The sequence below is a fragment of the Sphingopyxis sp. GW247-27LB genome (genome assembly GCF_002277025.1).
Taxonomy (GTDB): Bacteria; Pseudomonadota; Alphaproteobacteria; order Sphingomonadales; family Sphingomonadaceae; genus Sphingopyxis.
On record NZ_NIWD01000008.1, the window covers coordinates 839,484 to 858,018 of the forward strand.

General features: G+C 68.4%; 16 protein-coding genes and 1 tRNA gene. 12 read left to right on the top strand and 5 right to left on the bottom strand.

Annotated features, from left to right (window positions below; all coding sequences use genetic code 11):
* Positions 1-6 precede the first annotated feature (6 nt).
* The 9 genes from CD928_RS11530 to CD928_RS11570 all read left to right on the top strand — a co-directional run bounded on the left by CD928_RS11530 (position 7) and on the right by CD928_RS11570 (position 8,737).
* Entirely contained in the window at positions 7-1,902 is a 1,896-nt protein-coding gene (locus CD928_RS11530; RefSeq protein WP_095387186.1) for an XrtA/PEP-CTERM system amidotransferase, read from the top strand.
* A gap of 326 nt (positions 1,903-2,228) precedes the next feature.
* On the top strand, positions 2,229-3,425 hold the full coding sequence (locus tag CD928_RS11535; RefSeq protein ID WP_095387187.1) for a GNAT family N-acetyltransferase: 1,197 nt from the start codon (positions 2,229-2,231) through the stop codon (positions 3,423-3,425).
* On the top strand, positions 3,422-4,288 hold the full coding sequence (locus CD928_RS11540; protein ID WP_095387188.1) for a transcriptional regulator: 867 nt from the start codon (positions 3,422-3,424) through the stop codon (positions 4,286-4,288). Before CD928_RS11535 ends, CD928_RS11540 begins: the two co-directional genes overlap by 4 nt.
* Before the next feature lie 85 nt (positions 4,289-4,373).
* The gene (infA, locus tag CD928_RS11545) at positions 4,374-4,592 is read left to right on the top strand and encodes a translation initiation factor IF-1 (protein WP_010162480.1); all 219 of its coding nucleotides are present in this window, start codon (positions 4,374-4,376) and stop codon (positions 4,590-4,592) included.
* A 14-nt stretch (positions 4,593-4,606) separates the two neighbouring features.
* Complete coding sequence (locus CD928_RS11550; RefSeq protein ID WP_095387412.1) at positions 4,607-5,191, top strand: nucleoside triphosphate pyrophosphatase; 585 nt, start codon at positions 4,607-4,609, stop codon at positions 5,189-5,191.
* On the top strand, positions 5,184-6,158 hold the full coding sequence (locus CD928_RS11555; RefSeq protein WP_095387189.1) for a ribonuclease: 975 nt from the start codon (positions 5,184-5,186) through the stop codon (positions 6,156-6,158). The genes CD928_RS11550 and CD928_RS11555 overlap by 8 nt, the downstream gene beginning before the upstream one ends.
* Positions 6,148-6,342 carry a DNA gyrase inhibitor YacG gene (locus tag CD928_RS11560; RefSeq protein ID WP_095387190.1) on the top strand — a complete coding sequence of 65 codons (195 nt, stop codon included), beginning with the start codon at positions 6,148-6,150 and terminating at the stop codon, positions 6,340-6,342. The genes CD928_RS11555 and CD928_RS11560 overlap by 11 nt, the downstream gene beginning before the upstream one ends.
* 96 nt (positions 6,343-6,438) lie before the next feature.
* A tRNA-Phe gene (locus CD928_RS11565) sits at positions 6,439-6,514 on the top strand.
* Between the two features lie 195 nt (positions 6,515-6,709).
* The gene (locus CD928_RS11570; protein WP_095387191.1) at positions 6,710-8,737 is read left to right on the top strand and encodes a transglycosylase domain-containing protein; all 2,028 of its coding nucleotides are present in this window, start codon (positions 6,710-6,712) and stop codon (positions 8,735-8,737) included.
* A 9-nt stretch (positions 8,738-8,746) separates the two neighbouring features.
* Here CD928_RS11570 and CD928_RS11575 read toward each other — a convergent pair whose 3' ends face one another.
* From CD928_RS11575 to CD928_RS11590, 4 genes are all read right to left on the bottom strand, one after another.
* On the bottom strand, positions 8,747-10,336 hold the full coding sequence (locus CD928_RS11575; RefSeq protein WP_095387192.1) for an acyl-CoA dehydrogenase family protein: 1,590 nt from the start codon (positions 10,334-10,336) through the stop codon (positions 8,747-8,749).
* Between the two features lie 2 nt (positions 10,337-10,338).
* Positions 10,339-11,553 (bottom strand): acetyl-CoA C-acetyltransferase, encoded by a 1,215-nt coding sequence (locus CD928_RS11580; protein ID WP_095387193.1) that lies wholly within the window; start codon positions 11,551-11,553, stop codon positions 10,339-10,341.
* 132 nt (positions 11,554-11,685) lie between these two features.
* A complete protein-coding gene (locus CD928_RS11585; RefSeq protein WP_095387194.1) occupies positions 11,686-12,882 on the bottom strand; it encodes a CoA transferase in 1,197 nt (398 codons plus the stop codon).
* Positions 12,882-14,051, bottom strand: coding sequence for an acyl-CoA dehydrogenase family protein (locus CD928_RS11590; protein WP_095387195.1), 1,170 nt, complete (start codon positions 14,049-14,051; stop codon positions 12,882-12,884). Before CD928_RS11590 ends, CD928_RS11585 begins: the two co-directional genes overlap by 1 nt.
* 113 nt (positions 14,052-14,164) lie before the next feature.
* On the opposite strand from CD928_RS11590, the gene CD928_RS11595 reads away from it, so the two are divergent.
* The 3 genes from CD928_RS11595 to CD928_RS11605 all read left to right on the top strand — a co-directional run bounded on the left by CD928_RS11595 (position 14,165) and on the right by CD928_RS11605 (position 16,644).
* A complete protein-coding gene (locus CD928_RS11595; RefSeq protein WP_095387196.1) occupies positions 14,165-14,905 on the top strand; it encodes a helix-turn-helix domain-containing protein in 741 nt (246 codons plus the stop codon).
* An 81-nt stretch (positions 14,906-14,986) separates the two neighbouring features.
* On the top strand, positions 14,987-16,210 hold the full coding sequence (locus tag CD928_RS11600) for an NAD(P)/FAD-dependent oxidoreductase (protein WP_095387197.1): 1,224 nt from the start codon (positions 14,987-14,989) through the stop codon (positions 16,208-16,210).
* 146 nt (positions 16,211-16,356) lie between these two features.
* Positions 16,357-16,644 carry a DUF1153 domain-containing protein gene (locus CD928_RS11605; protein ID WP_095387198.1) on the top strand — a complete coding sequence of 96 codons (288 nt, stop codon included), beginning with the start codon at positions 16,357-16,359 and terminating at the stop codon, positions 16,642-16,644.
* A gap of 9 nt (positions 16,645-16,653) precedes the next feature.
* On the opposite strand, the gene CD928_RS11610 is transcribed toward CD928_RS11605, so the two are convergent.
* The gene (locus CD928_RS11610; RefSeq protein ID WP_255247124.1) at positions 16,654-18,411 is read right to left on the bottom strand and encodes a GGDEF domain-containing protein; all 1,758 of its coding nucleotides are present in this window, start codon (positions 18,409-18,411) and stop codon (positions 16,654-16,656) included.
* Positions 18,412-18,535 lie beyond the last annotated feature (124 nt).

Sequence of the window (18,535 nt, forward strand, 5' to 3'; positions counted from 1 at the left end):
GCGCGCATGTGCGGGATCGCGGGCCTCTATCATCTGGAAACGGCGAAGCCGGTCGATCCGGCGCGGCTGCGTGCGATGCTGCATCCCATGAGCCATCGCGGACCCGACGGATCGGGCGAATGGACCGCGCCGGGGGTGGGCCTCGCCCACCTTCGCCTCTCGATCATCGACATCGCGGGCAGTCCGCAGCCGATGGCGAGCGACGACGAGACGGTGACGCTGACCTACAACGGGGAGATCTATAATTTCCGCGAGTTGCGCGCCGAACTCGAGGATCGCGGGCACCGCTTCCGCACCAGCGGCGATACCGAGGTGATCATCGCGGCGTGGCGGCAATGGGGCCCCGATTGCCTGTCGCATCTCAACGGCATGTTCGCCTTCGCGCTCCACGATCACGCCCGCGGCTGCCTGTTCCTTGCGCGCGACCGGCTGGGAGTGAAGCCGCTCCATTATGCCCGCCTCTCGGATGGGTCGATCGCCTTCGCGTCCGAACTCAAGGGGCTGCTGCGCCACCCGCTGCTCCGCCAGGAGGCGAATCTGTCGGCGGTCGAGGATTTTCTGGCGCTCGGCTATGTGCCCGACGACAATTGCATCGTCGCGGGGGTACGGAAATTGCCCGCGGGCCATTTCCTCCTCCTCGAACGCGGCAAGCCGCTACCCGCGCCGACGTGCTGGTGGTCACCCGATTTTTCGCGGCGCATCCGCGCGAGCGAGGACGAGGCGGCCGAGCATCTCGTCCATCTGATGCGCGCCGCGGTGACCGATCGGATGGTCGCCGACGTGCCGCTCGGCGCTTTCCTCTCCGGCGGGGTCGATTCGAGCGCGGTGGTCGCGCTGATGGCCGAAGCAAGCAGCAAGGCGGTCAAGACCTGCACGATCGGCTTCGATCAGGCGGCGCTCGACGAGACCGCTTACGCGCGGCAAATCGCCGAGCGGTTCGCCACCGACCACCGCACCCGCACCGTCGCGGCGGCCGATTTCGCGCTCGTCGACCGGATCGCCGACATGTTCGACGAACCCTTCGCCGATGCGAGCGCGCTCCCTACCTACCGCGTCTGCGAACTCGCGCGCGAAGAGGTGACGGTCGCGCTGTCGGGCGACGGCGCCGACGAGGCGTTCGCGGGCTATCGCCGGCTCGTCTTCCAGCATCAGGAGGAAAGGCTACGCGGGCTGATCCCCGCCTTTCTGCGCAAGGGCGTGATCGGGCCGCTGGCGCGCGTCTGGCCGCAGATGGACTGGGCTCCGCGCCCGCTGCGCGCCCGCGCGACGCTGGCCAGCCTGTCGAAGACCGGGGCCGAGGGCTATGCCGAGGCGGTCGGCGTGACCGGCCCGGCGCAGCGGGCACGGCTGTTCAACGATGCGGCGCACCGCGCGCTCGGCGATCATGTCGCCGAGACGCGCTATTGGCGGGCGATGGCCGAGGCGCCGTCGCGCGAGGCGCTCGACCGCGCGCAATATGCCGACCTCAAGATCTGGCTCCCGGGCGACATTTTGACCAAGACCGACCGCATGAGCATGGCGGTCAGCCTCGAGGCGCGCGAGCCCCTGCTCGACTATCGTCTCGTCGAATTCGCCGCCAGCCTGCCCGCGTCGATGCGCGTCAAGGGCGCGACGGGGAAGGCGGTGCTCAAGCGGGCGATGGAACGCTATCTGCCGCACGACATCCTCTATCGCCCCAAGATGGGCTTCGTGACGCCGGTCTCGCACTGGTTCCGCGGGCCGCTCGCCGAACAGGCCCGCGCGCTCGCCACCTCGTCGACCCTCGCGCGCTCTGGCTGGTTCGACATGGCCGAAATCGAGCGCATCGTCGCCGCGCACCAGTCGGGACGCCGCGATCATGGGCGGCTGATCTGGCAATATTTCATGCTGGAGAAGTCGCTGGCGAAGTTGTTCGGGATTTGATCGCAGACGAGCGTTTTTGAAGAGTGAATGGGGTTTCCTAGTGGCTGGTGGCGGCCATAAGATCCTCCCTGCGGCGCAGCCGTGGGGAGGGGGACCATCCGAAGGATGGTGGAGGGGCCGCGAGCGCCAGCGAGCGCTTCGCGCTCGGCCCCTCCGTCAGCCCCTGCGGGGCTGCCACCTCCCCATCGCTGCGCGACAGGGAGGATTTTCCATGTCCGCTCCCACCCCAAAGCCGCCGCAAACCTGCCCCCGCAGCCATCGTCGATAGGGGGCGCCCCGGAGGCTGGCCACTTCATCTTAACCCTTGGCGGCTACGCTCGCCATCGATGACGGTCCATCCCGCCTTTCCGGTCGACGGCGTCCCGGTGCCCACCGGTGGCGCACCGCTGACGGTGCGCGTGGTCGATCCGCTGTCGCTGTCGGACGAGATGGCGGCGGCCTGGGACGCGCTTGCATCCGAGGCGAGCGAGCCCAATCCGTTCACCGAGCGCTGGTGCCTGCAGTCGGCGCTGCATTTGCTCGATCCCGATCGGCGCGCGCGGCTGGTGATCGTCCGCGATGGCAGCGGCGGTCCCGTGATCGGCGCCATGCCGCTCGCCGCCGCGACGCGCTACGGCCGCCTGCCGCTGCGGCATGTCACCGGCTGGGCCCATCCGAATCATTTCCACGGGGCGCCGCTCGTCCGTGCGGGGTTCGAAAGCCTGTTCTGGTCGATCCTGCTCGGCTGGTGCGACGCCGCGCCGTGGGCGCGCACGCTCGTCCATCTGCCGCGGCTGACCGAGGACGGGCCGCTCCACCGCGCGCTCGTCGATGTCGCGCGCGCGCGCGGCGGCGAGGCGGTGATCGTGCACGGCGAAGAACGCGCGCTGCTCGAAAGCGATCTGTCGCCCGACGCCTATTGGGACGCGGCGGTGCGCGCCAAGAAGCGCAAGGAACTCCGCCGGCAGGCCAATCGGCTCGCCGAACAGGGCGTGGTCGCCTTTCGCCGCTGGCAGCCGGGCGAGCCTCTCGACCCTTGGCTCGATGCCTTCCTCGCGCTCGAGGCGCGCGGATGGAAAGGCCGGGCCGGCTCGGCGCTTGCGAGCCATGGCGACACCGAAGCCTGGTTCCGCGCGGTGCTCGGCGGCGCGGCGGAGGCGGGCAAGCTCGACCTGCGCGCGCTCGACCTCGATGGCCGCCCGCTCGCGATGCTGGTCAATTTCCTGTCTCCCCCGGGCGGCTTTTCGTTCAAGACCGCGTTCGACGAGGATTATGCCCGTTTCTCGCCCGGCGTGCTGCTCCAGCAGGCGAACCTCGACCTGCTGGACGATGCGCGCATCGCCTGGGTCGACAGCTGCGCCGCGCCCGACCATCCGATGATCGACAGCGTATGGCGCGAGCGTCGTCGCCTCGTCTGGGTCAATGTCCCGCTGTCGGGCACCGCCGACCGGATGCGCTTCGCGGCGCTCCGCAGGATCGAAACCTTGTGGCGGCGCTGGAAGCGTCCCGCACCCTCCGCCGCCGAAATCCAGGACCAGCCATGACCGCGCATCAAGCCATTACCCGCCCCGTCTTCCCCGCCGAAACGCTGGATGCGATGGAGCGGCTCTATCCGCTGCAGGCGGGATTGCTCCGCCACCGGCTGCCCGACCATCCCTTGCTGTCGCTGGCGGCGCTGGCCGATCTCGGTGAGCAGCTGCCCCCCGCACAGGTCGAATATAATCCGGGCGACCTTCCCGTCGGCATCCGGCCCGAGGACGTGCCGTCGAACGGCCTGTCGATCGGCGAGACCATCCGCACCATCGACACGAACCGGAGCTGGGCGGTGCTCAAGAATATCGAGAGCGAGCCCGCCTATCGCCAGTTGCTCCTCGATCTGCTCGGCGAACTCGAGCCCGTGGTCGCGCCGCGCACCGGCGCGATGCTGACGCCGCAGGGCTTCGTCTTCATCTCGTCGCCGGGGTCGATCACCCCCTATCATTTCGATCCCGAGCACAACATCCTGCTCCAGCTCCAGGGGACCAAGGTGATGAACGTCTGGCCCGCGGGCGACGAACGCTTCGCGCACCGGCTGGAGCATGAGCGTTATCACACCGGCGGCCACCGCAACCTGCCGTGGCAGGAGAATTTCGAGGGCGGGCAGCAGCGTGTGCCGCTTGCCCCCGGCGATGCGGTGCTGATGCCGGTGATGGCGCCGCATTTCGTCGCCAATGGCGATGCGCCCTCGATCTCGCTGTCGATTACCTGGCGCAGCGAATGGAGCTATCGCGAGTCCGAGGCGCACGCCGCCAACGCGGCACTCCGGCGCATGGGGTTTAACCCCGCGATGCCGCCGCGCTGGCCGAACCATGCCCGGGCGAAAACGCTCGGCTGGCGGGTCGCGCGCAAGCTGCGCCTCGTATCCTGACACGGTTTTGCGACAGATCGCTTTCCATTGCGCCGATTTGGCGTTATGGGCGCGCATCCCGATATTTCGAGCCCATAGAGGATTGATGGCGAAAGAAGAACTTCTGGAAATGCGCGGCCAGGTGGTCGAACTGCTGCCCAACGCGATGTTCCGCGTCAAACTGGAAAATGACCACGAGATTCTGGGCCATACGGCCGGCAAGATGCGCAAGAACCGCATCCGCGTGCTGGTGGGCGACGAAGTGCTCGTCGAACTCACCCCCTATGACCTGACCAAGGGTCGGATCACCTATCGCTTCAAGTGAGCGGCGCGGCGAAAATGCCCGCCCCCGTGCGACATCTGGTGCTCGCCTCGACCTCGCCGCGCCGGCGTGAATTGCTGGCGCGGATCGGCGTCACGCCCGCCCGCATCGCGGCCCCCGACATCGACGAGACCCCGCTGAAGGGCGAGCTTCCGCGCGCCTATGTCGCGCGCCTGGCGCTCGGCAAGGCACTGGCGGTCGAGCGCGCGGCGGATGAGGTCGTCCTCGCGGGCGACACGACGGTGGCGGTCGGTCGCCGCATCCTCGAAAAGCCCGTCGACGAGGCCGATCTGCGCCGCATGCTCGGCCTGCTGTCGGGACGGCGGCACCATGTCTGGTCGGGCGTCTGCGTCGTCGATGCGGATGGCAGGCCGCGGGTCCGCGTCGCCGATACCATCGTCGCCTTCAAGGTGCTGAGCGCGGCGGAGATCGACTGGTATGTCGAAAGCGGCGAGGGGGTGGGCAAGGCGGGCGGCTATGCGATCCAGGGCCGCGCCGAAACCTTCGTCCGCTTCCTTTCGGGGAGCCATTCGAACGTGGTCGGCCTGCCGCTCTTCGAAACCCGCGCGCTGCTGAGCGCCGCCGGCGTGCCGCTTGGCTGAGTGGCTCTACGAAGCCGGGATCGGCGAAGCGCGCGCGGCGCTCGTCGAGGCCGGGCGCATCGTCGAGGCGCGGATCGAGCGCGAAGGCGAAGGCCCGCGCGTCGGCGCGGTGCTCGGCGCGCGGCTGGCCGAGCCGGGCAAGGTCGCGCTCGATGCGCCGGGCGAACCGGTCGCGACGATCGCGGGCGTCCCGCGCGACCTATCGACCGGCACGCGGCTCACCGTCGAGATCACCCGCATGGCGCTGCGCGAACGCGGGCGCGACAAGCCCGCGCGGGCGCGGATCGCCGAAGCGGGGGCCGCCTTGTCGGACGGTCCCGATCTGCGCGCGCGGATCGAAACGACGGGCTTGCCCGTCACCGAATGGCGCGCGGGCGATCCCGATTTGCTCGAAGAGGCCGGCTGGTCCGAGCTGATCGACCATGTCCGCACCGGCCATTGGCCCTTCGCGGGCGGGGCGCTGTGGGTCGACGCGACGCCCGCGATGTTGCTGATCGACATCGACGGCGAGGGCGACGCCTTCGCGCTCGCGAAGGCGGGAGCGGAGGCGGCCGCGCATGTCATCCGCTGCTGCGACATCGGCGGCTCGATCGGCATCGACTTTCCCTCGCTTCCCGGCCGCGCCGAGCGGCTGGCGATCGATACGCTGATCGACGCGTCGCTACCGCAGCCGTTCGAGCGCACCGCGACCAACGGCTTCGGTTTCTTGCAGATCATCCGCCGCCGCGAGCGGCCGTCGCTGGTCGAGCAGGTGCGATTCGACGCGGTCGCGACCGACGCGGCGCTGCTCCTCCGCCAGGCCGAGCGCGCCATCGGCCACGGCCCGTTGCAACTGACCGCGCGCCCGGCCGTTGCCGAGCATATCGAGGCGCATCCCGGCTGGATCGCCGAACTCGGCCGGCGCACCGGCCGCCCGGTCGCGATCGCCGCCGACGCCGTCATGAAAGGAGCCGGCCATGCCCAGTGACACCCCCGCGAAACCGCGCCGCTGTCCGCTTTGCGGCAAGCCGCGGGCGGAGGAATATAAGCCCTTCTGCAGCCGCGGCTGCCGCGACCGCGACCTCAATCGCTGGTTCGACGAAGGCTATCGCGTGCCCGTCGACCAGCCGCCCGACGGCACCGCCGACGACGATCGTTTCGACGAGGGCTGACGCGCCGAAATAGGGCGAGAAAGCCACTGGACAGGACGAAAGGCCCTGCCTATAGCCGCCGCTCGCCAGCAGGCCGACCGGCCTCGCGGAGCCCGTGCCCGGGTAGCTCAGTTGGTAGAGCATGCGACTGAAAATCGCAGTGTCGGCGGTTCGACCCCGTCCCCGGGCACCATTCCCGTCCTTTGCGGAAATCACTCCAAGCTGTGCCTCTCCGATTATCGGATGAACGCGGGACATCGCTTCGCAAGGGGCGGCGATCGCACTACAGAAGCGTCATGCCTCCGCCTGCCTCCAGCTCGGGAACCGAAGTGACGACGGACAGCCCGCATTTGCCAACGCTGTATTGTCGATGTAATACGGTGACGGTATGAACCTGTTCCATCGTTTCGGCACTCCGCCTCCGCCGCTGGATCCGTCCGTCGCGCCCGCTCCCGAGGTCCCGGCCGACTCCGCTCCCGCGCGCCGCCGCCCGCGGTGGCTGCGCTGGACGCTGCGCGGGCTCACGGCCTTCCTGTTGCTGTTCCTGCTCCTGGTGGGCTGGCTCGCGCTGACCGCGCCGCTCTCGAAATCGCTCGAACCGATCGCGCCGCCGCAGATCACGCTGCTCGCGTCCGACGGCACGCCGATCGCGCGCATGGGGGCGATCGTCGAGGCGCCCGTGCGGGTGAAGGATCTGCCCCGCCATGTGACGGGCGCCTTCCTCGCGATCGAGGACCGGCGCTTTTACACCCATTGGGGCATCGATCCGCGCAGCATTGCGCGTGCGGCGTGGAGCAATCTGACGACGGGACGAACGCAGGGGGGCAGCACGATCACCCAGCAGCTCGCCAAATTCACCTTCCTGTCGCCCAAGCAGACACTGGGGCGTAAGGCGCGCGAGGCGCTGATCGCCTTCTGGCTCGAAGCCTGGCTGACCAAGGACGAGATTCTCGAACGCTATCTGTCGAACGCCTATTTCGGCGACAACACCTATGGATTGCGCGCCGCGTCGCTCCATTATTTCGATCGCCAGCCCGAAAAGCTGACCGCGGCGCAGGCGGCGATGCTCGCGGGGCTGGTCAAGGCGCCGTCGCGGCTTGCGCCGACGCGGAATTTCGACCTTGCCGAAAAGCGGATGCGGCTGGTGCTGAGCGCGATGGCCGACGAGGGCTATTTGACCGGGCGCGAGGCGAAAGGCCTGCGTGCGCCGCGGGTCGATGTCCGCACGCAGAGCGACCTGCCGACGGGCACCTATTTCGCCGACTGGGCATTGCCCGAGGCGCGCAAGCTCAGCGATGTCGGCTATGCGCGGCAGACGATCAAGACCACCCTTGATGCGCGGTTGCAGGCGGCGGCGCGGCGCGCGGTGAGCGGGGCGGGGCTCGGCAAGGCGCAGGTCGCGCTGGTCGCGATGCGCCCTAATGGCGAGGTCGTCGCGATGGTCGGCGGGCGCAACTATGCCGCGTCGCCCTTCAACCGCGTGACCCAGGCGCAGCGGCAGCCCGGATCGACCTTCAAGCTGTTCGTCTATCTCGCGGCGCTGCGTCAGGGCTGGCGGCCCGACGACGAGATCGACAATGGGCCGATCGAGGCCGGCTCCTATCGGCCCAAAAATGCGGGCGGCGCCTATTCGGACAGGATCAGCCTCGAGCGCGCCTTTGCGTCGTCGAGCAATGTCGCCGCGGTGCGATTGTTCCAGGAGGTCGGCAGCGACAAGGTGATCGCCATGGCGCGCGACCTCGGCGTGACCGCGCCGCTTCCCGAGGGCGATCCCAGCCTCGCGCTCGGCACGTCGAGCATGACGCTGCTCGAGTTGACGGCGGCTTATGCGGCGGTGGCGGCTGATAGCTATCCGGTGGTGCCGCGCGCCTTCAAGGCGGAGGAGATGGGCTGGTTCGACCGGCTTTTCTTCGGCCCCGACAGCTTCGGGTCGCGCGAGCATGAGGATATGGAGCAGCTGCTGCGCGGCGCGATCAATCATGGGACGGGACGCGCGGCGATGCTGCGGGTTCCCAATTTCGGCAAGACGGGGACGAGCCAGGACAATCGCGATGCGCTGTTCGTCGGCTACGCGAACGGTCTCGTCGTCGGCGTGTGGATCGGCAACGACGATAATTCGCCGCTGGCGGGAATCGCGGGCGGCGGCGTGCCGGCGCGTATCTGGCGCGACTTCATGGTCGATGCGAAGGGCGAGCGGGCGAAGCCGCGCCCGGCGCACAATCCGCGAGGGCCGGTGCAGCCGCAGGATCTGCCCGACATTCCCGATATTCCCGCGGTCCCGATCGGCGAGAAGACGCAGGTCGGCGTCGAAGGCGGCGAGGCGGTGATCTCGACAGAGATCGGCGGCAATCGCATCGACCTGCGCCTGCCGGTCGGCGGGAACCGCCCGCCGGAGGAAGCGCCGCCGCCGCCGTGACGCGGACGGTCAGTTACGCCCGCTCGTCAGTCCGCGCGCGATCACCTGCGCCTGGATTTCGGCCGCACCCTCGAAGATGTTGAGGATGCGCGCGTCGCACAGCACGCGGCTGATCTCATATTCGAGTGCATAGCCGTTGCCGCCATGGATCTGCAGCGCGGCGTCGGCGTTCGACCAGGCGGCGCGGGCGCCGAGCAGCTTCGCCATGCCTGCCTCGATGTCACAACGTTTGCCGCTGTCCTTGGCGCGCGCGGCGGCGTAGCTCAATTCGCGCGCGGTGACGAAGTCGACGAGGCTCATCGCGAGTTTGTCGGCCACGCGCGGGAACTGGACGATCGCCTTGCCGAACTGCTTGCGGGCGAGCGCATAGTCCAGCCCGAGCTCGAGCGCGCGGCGGGCGACGCCGACCGCGCGCGCGGCGGTCTGGATGCGCGCGCCTTCGAAGGTGCGCATGAGCTGCTTGAAGCCCTGGCCTTCCTCGCCGCCGAGCAGCGCCTCGGCGGGCGCCATAAGCCCATCGAACTGCAGCGCATATTCGCGCATCCCGCGATAGCCGAGCACCTCGATCTCGCTGCCGGTCATGCCATTGGCGGGGAAGGGATCGGCCTCGGTTCCGCGCGGCTTGGGGACGAGCAGCATCGAGAGGCCCGCATAGCCCTTCGTGTCGGGCACGGTGCGCGCGAGCAGCGTCATCAGGTCGGAACGGCTCGCATGGGTGATCCAGGTCTTCGCGCCGTCGATCATCCAATGATCGCCTTCGCGCCGGGCGCGGGTCTGGAGCGAGCCGAGGTCGGAGCCGACATCGGGTTCGGTGAACACGGCGGTGGGCAATATCTCGCCGCTCGCGATCTGCGGCAGCCATTCGGCCTTTTGCGCGTCGGTGCCGCCCATCGCGATCAGCTCGCCCGCGATCTCCGAGCGAGTGCCGAGCGACCCTGCGCCGATCCAGCCGCGCGACAGCTCCTCGGTGATCACGCACATCACGAGCTTGCCGAGGCCGAGGCCGCCATATTCTTCGGGGATGCAAACACCAAAGGTCCCGAGCTTCGCCATCGCCTGAACCGTGGCGTCGGGGATCAGATCGTTGGCGAGATGCCAGCCATGCGCGTGGGGCAGGATCGCGGCGTCGGTGAAGCGGCGATATTGTTCGCGGATCGCGTCGAGATCGGCGTCGTGCAGTGTCTCGCTCGGCCAATCCCCCTCGGCGAGCGCGGCGGCGATTTGGGCGCGGGTGGCGGCATGGTCGGCGTCGAGGATGGTGTTGCAGGCGTCGGCGAGCGTCCGCGCGGCGGTGGCAAGGCCGAGGTCGGCGGGGCGGAATATCTCGTTCTGCCCCATCGGCAGGCCGCCGGTGAGCTGGCCAATGCCCTCGGCGAAAGCGAGAATGGCGATCTTCGCATCGAGCGGGTTCGCGCCGTCGCCCGATTCCAGCCAATCGAGCGTCGCTTCCAATGCCGCCACCGTCGTCGCAACCCAGGCGAAACCGTGAGCGGCGCGCTGCTCGCTGTTGATCGGGCGCGCCGCCAGCCGTTCGGCCAGCGCGGCCTGCGCGGCCCCGCGATAGGCCTGCGCCGCCGTCAGTGTCGGGCGAAGGTCCATGCTCAGGCGGCGCGCTCGAAGATCGCGGCGATGCCCTGACCGCCGCCGATGCACATGGTTTCAAGGCCGTAGCGGCCATCCCTGCGCACCAGTTCGCGCGTCAGATTGGCGAGAATGCGCCCGCCGGTCGCACCGATCGGGTGGCCGAGCGAGATGCCCGAGCCGTTGACGTTCAAAATATCGTTCCGGCTGTCGTCGTCGGACCAGCCCCAGCCTTTGAGCACCGCGAGCACCTGCGGCGCGAAGGCCTCGTTGAGCTCGACGAGGTCGATGTCGCCCCAGCCGAGGCCGTTGCGGGCGAACAGACGTTCGACCGCGGGGACGGGGCCGATGCCCATGCGGCTGGGGTCGCAGCCCGCGGCAGCCGAGCTGTGATACCAGGCTATGGGCGTGAGCCCGAGTTCCTCGAGCTTGTCCTCGGCGACCACGAGGCAGGCGGCGGCGGCGTCATTCTGCTGGCTCGCATTGCCCGCGGTCACGACGCCGCCTTCGAGCGCGCGCAGCTTGCCGAGCGTTTCCATGCTCGCGTCGGCGCGATAGCCCTCGTCGTGCGCGAAGACGACCGGGTCGCCCTTTTTCTGCGGGACGCTGACCGGCACCAGTTCGTCGTCGAACAGGCCGTTGGCCCAGGCGGCCGCGGCGCGCTGGTGGCTGCGCACGGCATAGGCATCGCACGCCTCGCGGCTGATGCCGTAGTCCTTGGCGAGATTTTCGGCGGTCTCGATCATCCCCGTGATGACGCCGAAGCGCTCGACCGGCTGCGACATCACGCGGCCGCGCGTGAGGCGATCGTGGAGCGTCAGATTGCCGGCGCGCACGCCCTTGCGAATGTCGGTGCTGTAATGCTCGACGTTCGACATCGATTCGACGCCGCCCGCGACGACGATGTCGGACATGCCGGTCTGCACCATCATCGCGGCGTTGACGATCGCCTGCAGGCCCGAGCCGCAGCGGCGGTCGAGCTGATAGCCCGGCACCTCGAGCGGCAGGCCGGCGGCGAGCCACGACCAGTGACCGATGCACGGCGCTTCGCCATTGCCATAGCCCTGCGAAAAGACGACGTCGTCGACGCGCGCGGGGTCGATCTTCGTGCGCTCCATGAGCGCCTTCAGGATGACCGCGCCGAGGTCGCCCGCGGTCATCGAGGACAGCGAGCCGCCGAATTTGCCGACGGCGGTGCGGATGGGGGCGACGATGGCGGCGCGGCGCAGGGTCATGTCTGGTCTCCGATTTGGGCAGGGGCATTCAACTGCTCCGTCACCCCGGACTTGATCCGGGGTCCCGCTAAGCGACGGTGAGAAGCGGGACCCCGGATCAAGTCCGGGGTGACGGAAAAGGGGAAGGTGATCTCAACCGACACCGACGATGCCGGCATCGATCAGGCGGGCGATCTCGCCCGAGGAAAGCGAAAGGCGGGTCGCGAGTATCTCTTCGCTATGCGCGCCGTTGTGCGGGGCAGGCCGAGGCGATTGCCGCTCCATCTGCGGGATGGTCGCGAAGGCGCCCGCGGCGGGATAGGCGAAGCCGCTGGGGTTGGTGGCGGGGCCGAAGATCGGATTGTCCCCGACCAGCGCCGGATCGTTCGCGGCGTCGAGCATCGTGCGATAGGGTGAATGGACGATCCCGCCCGCGTCGAAGGCGGCGACGAGGTCGGCATGGTCGCGTGCCGCGATCGCCTGCTCGAACAGCGGATAGAGCGCGTCGCGGTGGGTGAAGCGGAGGCCGTCGTCCCTGGCGAAGGACACCCCGCGTTCGGACTCGATCGCCGCGACGGCCTCGCCGAGGTTCAGTGCCGCGACGAGGTTCGCCCACTGGCGCGGCGTGACGACCACGATCATCGTCCGCCGCCCATCGCGCGTCGTGAAGTCGCGCCCGAACAGGCCGTAGACCGCGTTGCCGAGCCGCGGGCGGTTTTCGCCCGTGTAGAGGACTTCGGCGATGCCGCCCATATTGGCGACGGTGCCGATCGCGACGTCGGACAGGGGCAGGCGGACCTCGCCGCCTTCGCCGCTCGCAGTGCGGCGCTGGATCGCGGCGAGCAGCGCGAAGGCGGCATAGGCGCCGGTGAGCAGGTCCCACGCGGGGAGGACGTGATTGACCGGCTCGGGCCCCGCGCCGGTGAGCATCGGATAGCCGACGCTGTTGTTGACCGTATAGTCGAGCGCGGGGGACCCGTCGGCCCAGCCCATCACGCGCACGGTGATCAGGTCGGGGCGGCCTTCGGCGAGCGTGTCGTGCGACAGGAAGCCGCTGGCGGGGAAGTTGGTGACGAACTGACCGGTCGCGCGGACCAGCGCCTGCAGCAGCTCACGCCCCTCGGGGCGGCCGAGATCGAGGGCGACCGACTTTTTCGCGCGGTTGAGATTTTCCCAATAGAGCGAGTCGTTCTCCGCGGTCACCGGCCAGCGCCGGAAATCGGGGCCGCCGCCGATCTGGTCGACGCGGATCACCTCGGCCCCGAACTGCGCGAGATAGAGCCCGGCGGTGGGGGATGCGACGAAGGACGACGCCTCGATTACCGACAAGCCAGGCAGGAGCTGGTACATCAGTTCGCCGCCGCGAACTCGCGCAGCATATGCTTGGCGATCTGAAGCTGGAGAATCTGCGTCGTGCCTTCGTAGATGCGATAGATGCGCGCGTCGCGGAAGAAACGCTCGGCGTCATATTCGGCGAGATAGCCGGCGCCGCCATAGACCTGGACGCAGGCGTCGACGACGCGGCCGCACATTTCGCTCGCGAACACCTTGAACGCCGCGGCCTTGCGCAGGACATTCTCGCCCGCGTCGGCACGGCGGGTGACGTCCTCCATCATGCATTCGGCGGCATAGATGTCGATCTCGCTCTGCGCGAGCATCTGCTGGATGAGCTGGAAGTTGGCGATCGGCTCGCCGAACGCCTTGCGTTCGGTCGCATAACGAATCGCGCTGTCGAGCGCGCGCCGCGCGTAGGCGGTCGCGGCGGCGCCGACCGACATGCGACCGTTGTCGAGGCTCATCATCGCATAGGCGAACCCCTTGCCGAGTTCGCCGCCGAGCAAGGCCTCGCAGCCAACGCGCACGTCGTCCATGACGATATCGGCGATATGGCTGCCCGACTGGCCCATCTTCTTGTCCGATTTGCCGATCGACACGCCGGGCGCGTCCATCGGCACGACGAAGGCCGAGACATGCGCGTTCTTGGGGAGATTCTCCTTCGCCGTCCGCGCCATGATCAGCCCGACCTTGGCGAATGGCGCGTTGGTGATGTAGCGCTTGGTGCCGTTGAGCACCCAGCCGTTGTCGGTTTGGGTGGCGGTCGTCTGCAGCCCTGCCGAATCCGACCCCGACCCCGGCTCGGTCAGCCCGAAGCAGGCGATCTCGCCCGCGGCGACGCGCGGCAGCCATTCGGCCTTCTGCGCCTCGGTCCCGCCATTCTTCAGCGCCGAGGCGAACATGCCGATGTTGATCGAGATGATCGAACGGAACGCCGGCATCGCATAGCTGATCGTGTGGATCGTCCTGACATATTGGCTGACGTTCATGCCCGCCCCGCCATATTCTTCGGGGATGGTCAGGCCGAACAGCCCCATGTCCCGCATCTCGGCGAGGATATCGTCGGGAATGCGGTCGGTTTCGACAATCTCCTTCTCGGCGGGGACCAGCCGCTCGCGCACATAGCGTTCGAGCTGCTCGATGAACTGGTCGAAAACCTCCTGGTCCATGCCGGGGTTCTGCATCCTCACGATCCCTTCCTGCGCGCGCGATTCGATTGGGCGAGGGCTAGCGGCTTCGGGCGTTATTTTCAATATTGAGAATTGATTTTCACAATAATGAAAACTAGACCGATGGCATGACCGGCCCGGTTCGTTCCGTCTCGCAGGCGTTCGCCATCCTTCGGCTGCTCGCCGACACCAGCCCGCTGTCGCTGTCCGATATTGGACGGGTGCTGGAACTCAGTCCATCGAGTTGTCTCAACCTCCTGAAGACTTTGGCTGCCGAGGGAGCGGTCGAGCGCGACGCGCGCAGCAAGCAATATCGCCTGGCCCCCGTCTGGGCCGGATCGGACGTGCTGACGGGCGGAACCACGCGGCGGCTCGCCGAGCGCGCGCAGCCGTTGATGACGCGCTTCGCCCAGGCCTCGGAAGCCGCGGTCGGGCTCTGGAAAATCGTCTCGCGCGACCGCATGCAGCTTGCGGCGCATGCCGAAAGCGAAGCGGGGATGCGGCTGCGCCTCGCCGATGCGCAGCGCCAGCCGCTCGGCGGCGGCGCGGCGGGCAGGGCGATCGCCGCGGCACAGGGCGTCGGCGAGGCCGAACTGGCGCGCCGCTATGCACCGGTGCGCTGGCAAGCGGACCTCCCGTTCGAAACCTATGCCGCGCAGGTGCGCGAGGCCGCGAAAAAGGGCTTCGCGGTCGATCGGGATTATGCGCACCGCGGCGTCTGCACCGTCGCGGTGGGGCTCGCCGATATCGCCCCCGGCTTTTGCCTGTCGGCGTCGACCTTCGCCGGATCGCGCAGCGACGCCGAGGTCGATGCCTTGGGCGCGGGGCTGATCGCGCTGCGCGACGAACTGATCCTTGGGGCCGGATAGGCAATGTTTCTTGTCTCGCCGCCTTCACCATGTCAGGGACGCCGGCGAAAAGCGCAAAAGCCGTAGCGGAGAGAGGAAGCGATGCAGTTCGACGTGGTGATCGTGGGGGCCGGGCACGGCGGGGCGCAGGTCGCGGTGATGTTGCGCACGCAGAAGTTCGAAGGCAGCATCGCGATCATCGGCGACGAGCCCGAACTGCCCTATGAACGCCCGCCGCTGTCGAAGGAATATTTCGCGGGCGAAAAGGAATTCGAGCGCATCCAGCTGCGCCCCGCCAAATATTGGGACGAGCGCGAGGTGACGATGCTGCTCGGCAAGCGCGTCGTCAGCGTCGATCCGGCCGCGCACAGCGTCACGACCGGCGACGGCGAGACGATCGGCTATGGCAAGCTCGTCTGGGCCACCGGCGGAGCCCCGCGGATGCTGCCGATCCCTGGCGGCGACCTGCCCGGTGTGCAAGGCGTGCGGACGCGCGCCGATGCCGATGCGATGAAGGCGGCGTCCGAAACCGCGAAGCAGATCGTCGTCATCGGCGGCGGCTATATCGGGCTCGAGGCGGCGGCGGTGCTGACCAAAGCGGGCAAGAAAGTCGTGCTCTTGGAAGCGCTCGACCGCGTGCTCGCGCGCGTCGCGGGCGAGGATTTGTCGCGCTTCTACGAGAAGGAGCATCGCGAGCACGGCGTCGACCTGCGTCTCGGCGTTTCGGTCGAGGCGATCGAGGGCGCGGATCATGTCACCGGCGTGCGCCTGTCGGACGGCGAGGTCATCCCGGCCGACCTCGTCATCGTCGGCATCGGTATCGTCCCGGCCGTCGAGCCGCTGATCGCGGCGGGGGCCGAGGGCGGCAACGGCGTCCTCGTCGACCGCCATTGCAAGACGAGCCTGCCCGACATCTATGCGATCGGCGACTGTGCGGCGCACGAAAACCCCTTTGCCGAAGGCGCGTGCATCCGGCTCGAATCGGTGCAGAACGCCAACGACCAAGCCAATGTCGTCGCCAAGGGTATCGTCGGCGACGAGGCGCCCTATCATGCGATTCCCTGGTTCTGGTCGAACCAGTATGACCTCAAGCTCCAGACCGCCGGCCTTTCGACCGGCCATGATCAGACGGTGGTGCGCGGCGACATCGCGAGCCGCAGCTTCTCGATCGTCTATCTGAAGGCGGGCAGGGTGATCGCGCTCGACTGCGTCAATGCCACCAAGGACTATGTCCAGGGCCGCATGATCGTCACCGCCGGGCTTCAGGCCACCCCGGGCCAGCTCGCCGACACCGGCACGCCGCTTAAGGATTTGCTCGCGAGCTAGCGCGCTTCCGCGCCGCGCCGTGCCGCTAATGCGGCGGGGCGATCGAACTTTCTAATCCTTCCTTTACGACGATCCGATACACCTCGCCCATGCGGGAAAAGAGGGGGGCACACCGCGGCGATGAGCCGTAATGTCGGAGTGCCACAGTGCTTGAAAATCAGAATATTCGCCCGGTATCGGTGATCGGACCCATGGGCGGAATGCTGACGCTGAAGGATCTGCCCAAGCGCGACACGCGGCGCTGGGTCAGCCGCCGCAAGGCAGAGGTCGTCGCGGCGGTCGAAGGCGGGCTGATCACGGTCGATGAAGCGTGCGACCGCTATAATCTGAGCCTCGAGGAATTCGCATCGTGGCAGCGCGCCTATGATCACCTCGGCGTGCCGGCGCTGCGCGCGACGCGCGTCCAATTCTATCGCGACCGCTTCGGCATCTGAACGCGCGATTCAGCGCAGCAGAGCGGCCTCGCGGTCGGGGATGTCGGGAGATGGGCCACCGGGGCCCGCGTGGCGTTGCAGGGCGACCTGGTTGCGGCCGGCGTGCTTCGCCTCGTAGAGCGCATCGTCGGCGACCTTGTACAGCCGTTGAAAGTCGCACGCTGGCCGTACCTCGGCCACGCCGATGCTGGCGGTGACGAGGCGGTCGCCGATCGTCTCGCTATGATCGCAGGCGGCGATTTCGCGCCGGATGCTTTCGGCGAACCGGTCGAGGACGATGCCGTCCATTCCGATCGTCAGCAGCCCGAATTCCTCGCCGCCGAGGCGCGCGACGGTGCAGATGGGGCCTTCCCACCGAGCGATGCGCCGCGCGATCCGGCACAATACGGCGTCGCCCGCGTCATGGCCGTAGACGTCGTTGATCGACTTGAAGCGATCGATGTCGACGAGCAGCAGCGCCGCGGGCAGGTCGCCCGATCGGGCCCGGTCGAGCAGCGGGGTCACGCTTTCGATGAAGCCGCGGCGGTTGGGCAGGCCGGTCAGCGGGTCCCGCCGGGCGAGTTCGCGTGCCTGTGCCTCGGCCACGCGGGCGTGATCGCGTTCGATGCGCAAGTGCGCGAGCCGACGTGTCGCCGCGGCCGAGAGCCAGAGCGCCTGCCAGGTCGCGGCGATCAGGATGAGGAGCTTCGAGCCGCCGCCCCACAGGCCGTCCTCGACATCGACCAGGTTGATGAAGGCGAGCACCGCCATCGGCAGGCCCCAGGCCGCTGCGAAATCGCGCGCCTCGACCGAGCCGCGCCGCCAGCCCGCGATCAGGCAGAGCGTGACCGCGGCGAGATCGGCAAGGATCACGAAGCCCAGCAATTCGGCCCAAAGCCCGATGTCGCCGCTCCGCATCAGCGCGAGCGGAATGCCGGCGAGACCGACGCAGAGGCCGAGGCCGAGCGTCGCGCGTCTCCATCCGTTCGGCACCCCGCTCCGGTCGAGCGCGGTCACCGCGCTCGCGGTGGCCAGCGCAATCGCCAGGCAGGAAAGAAAGGTGCAGATCTGGGCCGAAACCGTGCCCGCCATGAAGGGCAGCCAGGCCAAATGGACCTGTGACCATAAGGTGCCCCAGAGCAGCATCGCCGCCGCCCAGGCTGCCTGCCACGCAAGATATTGGCGGCGCACCGCGACCGCGAGCGAAAGGCTGTAGATGCCGCTGACCAGCAGCAGGGTCAGCGCCGCGCCGACCGCCGCCGCCATGCCCGCCGACTGCATGCTGCTTTCGTCGCTGGGCAGCAGGTGCGCGCGCACCAGTTCGTGGCTGGCGAGGCGGTCGAAACGCATCGTCACCGCGGTCAGCGGCGCCGAACGCTCGGGCGCGTCGAACACGACCTGTCCCCCTGTGCGCCAGTGCGATCCATAATCGCCCTGGCGGACCTGCTGCCAGCGTACCGCGCCGTCGGCATAGGAAAAGGCGACCGCGAGCCGGTCGAAGCGCGAATGATGCACCATCAGCGCGACACCGCCGCGCGGGGCGGGCAGGGCGCGCATGTCGGTGCGGAGCCACAGGCTGCCACGCTGATAGCCGGTGGGCGCTCCCGTGCAGGAAAAGCGGAGCTCGGGCAGGCGGGTGTCCTTCGTCCCGAGACTGCTGACCGCATGGCACATCGACTGGTTGAGGCGAAGCGTCGCTGCGCCCGCTGGCGCCGCGCCCATCAGCGCGGCCGCGCCCACCAGCGCAAGCAGCAGCCGGACGCAAAAGCGAATCGAAAGGTTCGTCATCGACGCCATCGCGAAGGCTATGGCATTTATGTCTTTGGAAAGGCTTACCGACGCAAACAATAAACCTGGGCCGGATCCATGTCCGCCATGGCGACGCCCGGCCGGGCCGCGCTGTGCAGCTTTC

Bases quoted from the DNA above. Each gene is read 5' to 3' on its own strand.
- CD928_RS11530 (WP_095387186.1), top strand. From the start codon at position 7: ATGTGCGGGATCGCGGGCCTCTATCATCTGGAAACGGCGAAGCCGGTC.
- CD928_RS11535 (WP_095387187.1), top strand. From the start codon at position 2,229: ATGACGGTCCATCCCGCCTTTCCGGTCGACGGCGTCCCGGTGCCCACC.
- CD928_RS11540 (WP_095387188.1), top strand. From the start codon at position 3,422: ATGACCGCGCATCAAGCCATTACCCGCCCCGTCTTCCCCGCCGAAACG.
- infA (WP_010162480.1), top strand. From the start codon at position 4,374: ATGGCGAAAGAAGAACTTCTGGAAATGCGCGGCCAGGTGGTCGAACTG.
- CD928_RS11550 (WP_095387412.1), top strand. From the start codon at position 4,607: ATGCCCGCCCCCGTGCGACATCTGGTGCTCGCCTCGACCTCGCCGCGC.
- CD928_RS11560 (WP_095387190.1), top strand. From the start codon at position 6,148: ATGCCCAGTGACACCCCCGCGAAACCGCGCCGCTGTCCGCTTTGCGGC.
- CD928_RS11570 (WP_095387191.1), top strand. From the start codon at position 6,710: ATGAACCTGTTCCATCGTTTCGGCACTCCGCCTCCGCCGCTGGATCCG.
- CD928_RS11575 (WP_095387192.1), bottom strand. From the start codon at position 10,336: ATGGACCTTCGCCCGACACTGACGGCGGCGCAGGCCTATCGCGGGGCC.
- CD928_RS11580 (WP_095387193.1), bottom strand. From the start codon at position 11,553: ATGACCCTGCGCCGCGCCGCCATCGTCGCCCCCATCCGCACCGCCGTC.
- CD928_RS11585 (WP_095387194.1), bottom strand. From the start codon at position 12,882: ATGTACCAGCTCCTGCCTGGCTTGTCGGTAATCGAGGCGTCGTCCTTC.
- CD928_RS11590 (WP_095387195.1), bottom strand. From the start codon at position 14,051: ATGCAGAACCCCGGCATGGACCAGGAGGTTTTCGACCAGTTCATCGAG.
- CD928_RS11595 (WP_095387196.1), top strand. From the start codon at position 14,165: ATGACCGGCCCGGTTCGTTCCGTCTCGCAGGCGTTCGCCATCCTTCGG.
- CD928_RS11600 (WP_095387197.1), top strand. From the start codon at position 14,987: ATGCAGTTCGACGTGGTGATCGTGGGGGCCGGGCACGGCGGGGCGCAG.
- CD928_RS11610 (WP_255247124.1), bottom strand. From the start codon at position 18,411: ATGACGAACCTTTCGATTCGCTTTTGCGTCCGGCTGCTGCTTGCGCTG.